This window comes from Parabacteroides sp. TM07-1AC (genome assembly GCF_003480915.1).
Taxonomy (GTDB): Bacteria; Bacteroidota; Bacteroidia; order Bacteroidales; family Tannerellaceae; genus Parabacteroides; species Parabacteroides chongii.
Map to the genome: position 1 here is coordinate 1 of NZ_QUKD01000022.1, position 5,006 is coordinate 5,006.

The following is a 5,006-nucleotide window of genomic DNA, read 5'->3' on the forward strand; positions in this document are numbered from 1 at the left end:
CTCTCTCGAATGCGGGTGCAAAAGTAGTGCTTTACAACATATACTCCAAATATTTCACCAAATATTTTGTATTTATTTTTTCATCAAAGATGTTGTTATACAATGTACGTACGTGAAGGAAAAACAAAGAAAACACAAAAAACATCTGCAAAATTTGATATACCCATTGATTATTCGTATCTTAGAGTATTAAAAGTCAGTGTTTTATGGAACAGTCTACCTTCATTATACGATCCTACGGAGTAGGCGAACTGGCGGAACTCTACAGTCCGCATCTCAGCCGGCGGGGTGCTATCATGCAACTTTGGCGATGGATAAACTATCATGGCGTACTAAAGGCGAAATTGATCGAGCTGGGTTATCATACCGGTGCCCGGAGCTTTACACCCAAACAGGTGGAATGTATCATTCTGCACTTGGGAGAACCTTGAGACGGACTATGAGGATATCCTATTGTTCACTTTGGACACGGTAATTCCAAAGAGAATCAATCTCTCCGTCATATGGAAAACTTATAGATTCTTTATCTGTAATCGATATTTTCAGTACCTTTGCAAAGGCCAGGGAATAAAAAAGAAAACCCGTTCTTTAAGAACGGGTATATCCTTAACTTGGTTACGTGCTTTGATAACAGAGGCTTTACCAAGCATTACAATGCAAAGATAGTAATCTTATTCCAAATACCCAAAATGAAATATAAAAAAATAGTTAGATTATACTCAAATTCACGTGTGGCAAAGTATTATCGGGCTACAAGTGGAGATAAAAATAAAGCAGTAATGCTCTATTTTGCCAATATGAAAATAGCGCAGGCTTTTCATCCGCTACTTTCTTCTTTTGAAGTTATCTTGCGGAATCAATTACATTATGCATTGGCGCATCATTTTTCTGACGGAAGTTGGATTATAAATCAGAAAAACGGTTTTATGATAGCTCCTTCCTTGACGCATATAAATAAGCGTACAAAGAAACAAGTAACCAATAAATATCTGCTGGCGGAAGTTCAGAAAGCCGAAAAGAAAATTTCCGATCGTGGCGTGAAGATTACGGCAGGTAGGGTTATAGCAGAACAGACCTTGGGCTTTTGGAATAGTTTTTATGAAGTACATCATTATATGCTATTATCCGGTGTCCCTTGTACTATATTTAAGAAGTTGCCCCCTGGATATGGACGTAAACAAGTCAATGATGTTATAATACAAATTCGTGAATTACGAAATCGCATCAACCATAACGAACCTATCTGCTTTGTAAACAAGAAATGTGATTTTTCTTATGTAAGGAAAATGTATAGGTTAATTAGCGAATTGCTTTCTTGGATTGATCCGGAAATTATGACGTCTTTGAAAGAAGTGGATAAGATACTTAAAACAATAGATAAAGAAGAACAAAAACAACAGACATGAACACCTATGCCCTTGAGACGGTATGGAAATGACTGCGACAGTTGTTTCTGCCAGCTGCTGTAGCTGTTTCCGGTGGGTGCCGCAGCCACGGACAGTGAGTGCCGGAGCCACGGGAAATGGCTGCTGCACTCAGTAGGAGTGGGGGCAGATGGGGCGGGTAAAAACAACTTTTAGGAACTTTCTGTAAAAGATGTTCCTTGTTCCTTTTACGAAGGTATCGTAAGAAGAACAAGGAACATATTATATAAAAGTTTTGAAAACAGCCTTTTACCCGCCCCATCTGCCCCCGTTTCTTAAAACGGCAATTTAGGATCGCACATATTTTCCTCGTTATCGGGTTCATTTTCAGACAGATCACCACTATCCTCCGAATCATTTCCAAGTCCTCTCTGACGTGCCACCACCTGATCGTGACTCAATTCGATGACGCTATACAGACGCTTTCCATGCTTCTTTTGCATTTCAAAACCGGAACTTTTTAACACTTTTCCGAGCTGAATTACACTCGTTGTCGTTGCATTAAAACGTGTACGTTCGGCTATTCGGGTCAGGATTTCGCTGGTGGAGAGCAAAAGCGGGTTCTCAAAACGAGTGGGTTTGCGGAAGTAGGTAAACAACAGCTCGGCTTCGGGACAGAGTTGCTGGAAAGTCTCGTTGTTGTCGTTAAGTTCGGCAATATCGTCATTGGCAAACCAGTAGCAGAAGCCCTCCCGATAAAGCGCCAGCGCCTGGGCGTAGACGGCGTTGTGATCCACTTCGGCAGTATAGTCGATGCGCAACGTCTCGAAGCAAAGGAAACGGCGCGAACCGGTATGGTCGGTCAGCACCTGACTGTCGTTGACCGTGGCGGCAAAGGAAGCACGGCGCACAAACAACTCCGCATTGCGGGCATACGGACGGCGTTCGAGGATCGCGTCTTTCGTGATCATCGCCTTCATCCGGTTCAGCTCCATCTTACTCTGTCCCGAGAGTTCGTCGAGGATCACCAGAAAGCAGTCGCTCATCATCAGAGACGCGTCCTTGTCGATCGGGTCGAGATTACCCGAATACATATAGCTTCTGAGCGCAGGCGGCACCAGATTGCGCAGCCAGGTCGTTTTGCCTATTCCCTGCGCCCCGCTCAACAGCAGAACGGTATGATTCGCTTTCCGTTCGTTGATGGCACATGCCACGACAGCCACCAGCCACTTCTTCAGGCACTTCGCCCAGAAATCCGGTCGGGTGGTGTCGACTGTAGCAGCCAGCCGGGCAATAGCATCCGTCACGCCGTCCCAGGGCGGCAGACTCTCAAAATACGATTTGAAAGGATTGTATTCCGGACTGAAATCGGAATGGATCACCGAGCGTAGGTCCGACAGGCGGCAGTAGACTCCAGACTTCTGCAAGGCACACCAGACGGAGTTTTCCCAATAATCGGTCACCGCACAAAACTCCTTCCCTCCGTCTTCCGGATCACGATACTCCACCTTGTTACGGACCACGTTACGGCGCAGTTCGAAATGTCCGGCAAGAAAGTCTTGTATCTGACCGACAAACCCGTTGCCGCGCCCCGAAGTGGCGGCTGCCTGCTTTGTCGCATGTTGTTCGGTATGCGCGTAGGCACTGCCGATCGCTTGCAGCCGTTCTTCCGGTGACAGGTCGGCAAACGATCCGGCAGCATAACGTTCCACCTCCTCCCGGCGGATCCCCAAGCGGTTGCAATGACCGGCAAAGAGGTGAACGTAGTTATTGCGATTACCCTCAGCATAAACCATCTTGCGGGTGGTCTTCTTACGGGCGGAAGTGAGCAGGCGGGTTACCTCATCAGGAATGACGGGTTCTATCTGCGGCAATCCTTCAGGGAGGCTGCCCTCACCTTTCAGCCACGGTACGAAGCGGGGGGACAGGTAGAGGTTCGGATCGTAGGAGACGATGCAGAGCCGTCCGGGGTCGCTTCCCGAAGCATCCGCCTCGATCCCCAGCCGGTGTTCGTACCATTCCCTGACACGCTTATAGACCGCCTTATGATTCGCAGGAACCAGTTCCATCCCGACTACCGGATAGACAATGGCTTTGATGCCCATTCCACGCGGACTGATCCAGCAGGCCACAGTATAAGGCGCTTCACGCGTCAGCTCCAGCAATCGCGGCAGGTCTTCCTTTTTCTGCTTATCAAAATCGAGGATGATAAGCGGGTTGTAACGGTTCATGAACTTATCCAGCCGTTGTCCGCTGTAGGTAGCGGAGAGGGTGATGGCAGGCAGCCCTTTCTTCAGGGTGTCGGCAGCATCGGCATTGCCCTTGTCCATATAGACGCGGATGCGGTTGACAGAGGGGGCATACTTCCCGGTCCGGATGTCGTCGAGGACATCGATCAGGTTAACATCGCCCAGGCGTTTCTTGAAGCGGGCGTACATGGTTACTTGTATCATTTCAAATGTGTTTATAGGTGTATTTCTCTTATATCCAACAAGGTAGGCAATAGACAGGAGGCATTTCGTGTTTTTTTGTTTTATTATGAAAAACACGAAATGCCGGATTTCCCCTCTCTTATCAAGACTGTTCCCGATAGTCGGAATGGGTGTCGAGATAGTCTTGTACGACATTCACCAGTGTACCGAGGGCCAGGTGTTCCTTTTGGGGATAGTGTTGCACATGGAGCACCGAGTCGAGTGCGCGCAGGAAGGGTTTCACATCGTGCCTGCCGTTCACTTTCCACCGGTTGCTCAACAGCAGGGGACCGATCAGTTCGACAAAGTCAGCCATTGTCCCGTCAAAGAGGATGATCTCTTCTTCTATCAGGTCTTCTTCCCAAACGACATGATCGAGCAGGCGGGAGACTTTGTTACATAGTTTTTTTACTTCCCGAAGTTCGCCTTCGAGCTGCTCGCAACGGAGCTTCAATGCTTGTGCCGTCTCCGTCAGAAGAACGACGTCCAGTTTTTTTTCATTTTTGTTTGTTTTTGAGTTTGAATGGTTCGTTTTTTGTCAGATATGAATGTAGTGTTGTTGGTAGAGGCGGTTCGCAAACCGCCCTTACAGTTCCATTTGCCGTCTGCTTTAGCTGACGGATTGATAAATGATCAATATCTTTGGACTTTAGTCCCATTTTAAACAGTCTCTTTATTTAAGAGAAATGCGGCTAAAGCCGAAAAAAGAGAAACAACTTGTAAACCGTCAGCTAAAGCAGACGGCAAATAAACCTATAATAACCAAGCCCTACTATTTATTGGATAGTTCAATTATTACTAACAGCGAAGCCCCGGCGGAATGAACCGTCGGGGCTTGTTTTTGTCTGTCTTTGCTCTTCACAGAGATCGAACAGAAGAACTTTATTTCATTACTTTAGTATTAATACTGACCGCTTGTTCGCCCATCGCGGGATACTTGGTTCATGACGGAACCGCGCAGTCAATTTAAATTTATTGATTATAAATAGTTTCTTATTTTACGATTGCTTTAACAGCAGCTTCGCCTTCAACAGCTACTACAACGATACCTGCAGGAGCAGAAATCTGAGCTTCAGAAGAAGTGATTACTGTGTTGGCAATTGTCTGACCAAGAACGTTAGTGATTACTACATTCTTGCCTTCAGCACCCTTAACGATTACAGCACCTTCA

The 5,006-nt window shown here is 46.5% G+C and carries 5 protein-coding genes; 2 read left to right on the forward strand and 3 right to left on the reverse strand.

Annotated elements, in window-relative coordinates:
• Positions 1–206 precede the first annotated feature (206 nt).
• Both DXD68_RS23895 and DXD68_RS23900 read left to right on the forward strand, forming a co-directional pair.
• Complete coding sequence (locus DXD68_RS23895) at positions 207–431, forward strand: DUF4248 domain-containing protein (RefSeq protein WP_122363916.1); 225 nt, start codon at positions 207–209, stop codon at positions 429–431.
• Positions 432–689: 258 nt separating this feature from the next.
• Positions 690–1,406: an Abi family protein gene (locus tag DXD68_RS23900; protein WP_122363919.1), complete on the forward strand. Its 717-nt coding sequence runs from the start codon at positions 690–692 to the stop codon at positions 1,404–1,406.
• Between the two features lie 293 nt (positions 1,407–1,699).
• Here the strand turns inward: DXD68_RS23900 and DXD68_RS23905 are convergent, their stop codons facing one another.
• From DXD68_RS23905 to DXD68_RS24360, 3 genes are all read right to left on the reverse strand, one after another.
• Positions 1,700–3,817 (reverse strand): VapE domain-containing protein, encoded by a 2,118-nt coding sequence (locus DXD68_RS23905; protein ID WP_122363917.1) that lies wholly within the window; start codon positions 3,815–3,817, stop codon positions 1,700–1,702.
• A 121-nt stretch (positions 3,818–3,938) separates the two neighbouring features.
• On the reverse strand, positions 3,939–4,289 hold the full coding sequence (locus DXD68_RS23910; protein ID WP_233577305.1) for a hypothetical protein: 351 nt from the start codon (positions 4,287–4,289) through the stop codon (positions 3,939–3,941).
• A gap of 539 nt (positions 4,290–4,828) precedes the next feature.
• Positions 4,829–5,006, reverse strand: a 178-nt coding sequence (locus tag DXD68_RS24360) for a DUF6383 domain-containing protein (RefSeq protein WP_199715798.1), incomplete at its 5' end; no start/stop codon positions are given.